3 protein-coding genes are annotated in these 1,749 nt (G+C 43.1%); all 3 read left to right on the top strand.

From position 1 onward, the window contains the following. Positions 1 to 924, top strand: a 924-nt coding sequence (locus Q1553_RS00215; RefSeq protein WP_300842647.1) for a DegT/DnrJ/EryC1/StrS family aminotransferase, incomplete at its 5' end; no start/stop codon positions are given. Continuing rightward, on the top strand, positions 915 to 1,448 hold the full coding sequence (locus Q1553_RS00210; RefSeq protein WP_115551730.1) for an adenylyl-sulfate kinase: 534 nt from the start codon (positions 915 to 917) through the stop codon (positions 1,446 to 1,448). The genes Q1553_RS00215 and Q1553_RS00210, both read left to right, overlap by 10 nt. After that, positions 1,445 to 1,749 (top strand): methyltransferase domain-containing protein (locus Q1553_RS00205; protein WP_300842646.1); only part of this gene is annotated, 305 nt, incomplete at its 3' end. The genes Q1553_RS00210 and Q1553_RS00205, both read left to right, overlap by 4 nt.

Here is a 1,749-nt window from a genome sequence, read left to right as displayed (position 1 = left end):
GACGCACTTGAAATTGCGATAGAATCTCTTGCCTTGCCCAAAGATTCGGTGGTTTTAGTGCCTGCAAATACTTTTGCGGCGAGTGCAGAAGCGGTTGTGCGCAATGGCTTAAGAGTGCAATTTGTGGATTGTGGAGCGGATTATACAATGGATTTAGCGGATTTGGAATCCAAAATCACAGAGCAGACAAGCGCGATTCTAGTAGTGCATTTGTATGGGCAGAGTGCAAGGATTGAGGAGATTTTGGAGATTGCAAAAGAAAAGAATCTCCGCGTAATTGAGGATTGCGCTCAAGCACACGAAGCAAAGTTTAAAGGGCAGTGTGTGGGGACTTTTGGCGATATTGCTACTTTTAGCTTTTATCCGGGCAAGAATCTAGGGGCTTATGGAGATGGTGGAGCGATTGTAAGTCGTGATTCTGCGCTTTTGCGAAAATGTGAGGAGATTGCTCATCACGGAGGATTGAAAAAATACGAACATAGAATCGTAGGGAGAAATTCGCGACTTGATAATCTACAAGCAGCGATTTTGCGCGTGAAATTGCGACACTTAGCAGCTTGGAATACTAGACGCAGGAAAGTAGCGAAGCTCTATTTTGAGGGGTTTAAGGATTGCGATTCCATAATCTTACCAGAGGTTAAGGATTCTTGTTTTTGTGTGTGGCATTTGTTTGTGATTCGGATTAAGAATCGCGACGCAGTGATGACATATTTGAAGCAAAAGGGGATTGAATATGGATTGCATTATCCGATTGCTTTGCCAAATTGCCCTGCCTTTAGCCATCAATCCTATGTTGTGGAATCCTCCACACCCAATGCTTCTGCGTGGCAAGAGGAGATTCTATCTTTGCCAATGGGGGAACATTTGACTGATGAGGAAGTGAAAGAAGTGATTGAAGCAGTCAAGGACGCAGTATGTGGGTAAAAAATGGCAAAGGGCTTGTGTTGTGGCTGTGCGGCTTGGCAGGGAGTGGGAAAAGCACGATTGGCAAGGCATTGTATGAGAGGATTAAGCAAGAGATTCCCAATATTGTGTATTTAGATGGCGATGAGTTGCGTGATTTACTTGGGCATTACGCTTACGATAAACAAGGTCGGATTGAAGTTGCACTCAAGCGTTCAGCTTTTGCGCATTTTCTAAGCTCGCAAGGTTTGGTGGTAGTGGTAACTACGATTTCGCTTTTTGATGAAGTGTATGCTTATAACCGCAAGACTTTGCAAAATTATTTAGAAATTTATATAGAATGTTCTATGGAGGAGCTGCAAAGGCGCGACCAAAAGGAACTTTATAGCGGTGCGCTTAAAGGAGAGATTCAAGATGTCGTGGGGGTGGATATTCCATTTGTTAAGCCAAATGCGGATATAATCCTACCCAATGATACGACGAATAACTTAGAACAAAAGGTGCAGAGTATCTTAACTCAAATCAAAGGAAAGGGAAGCAAATGAAACAAGGTGATTTTACACAAGTGGCGAAGCATTATCATAATCGTCCGGCATATAGCCCGATGTTGTTAGAAAAGCTGATTGCTTGTATCAATGATGAGCAAAAAAATCTCAAAGATTTGCAAATCGTAGAAGTGGGCGCAGGGACAGGCAAGCTTACCAAAATGCTAAGTGAGTTTGGAATGCAAGTCTTAGCCGTAGAGCCAAATGATGAGATGAGAGAAGAGGGCATCGCCTATACCAAAGACACAAATATCAAATGGCAAAAAGGAAGTGGCGAGGAAACAGGCGTGCAAAGTGGAAT

The sequence above is a fragment of the Helicobacter sp. UBA3407 genome (assembly GCF_949747025.1).
Taxonomy (GTDB): Bacteria; Campylobacterota; Campylobacteria; order Campylobacterales; family Helicobacteraceae; genus Helicobacter_D; species Helicobacter_D ganmani.
This window is presented reverse-complemented; position numbering and strand designations above follow the sequence as displayed.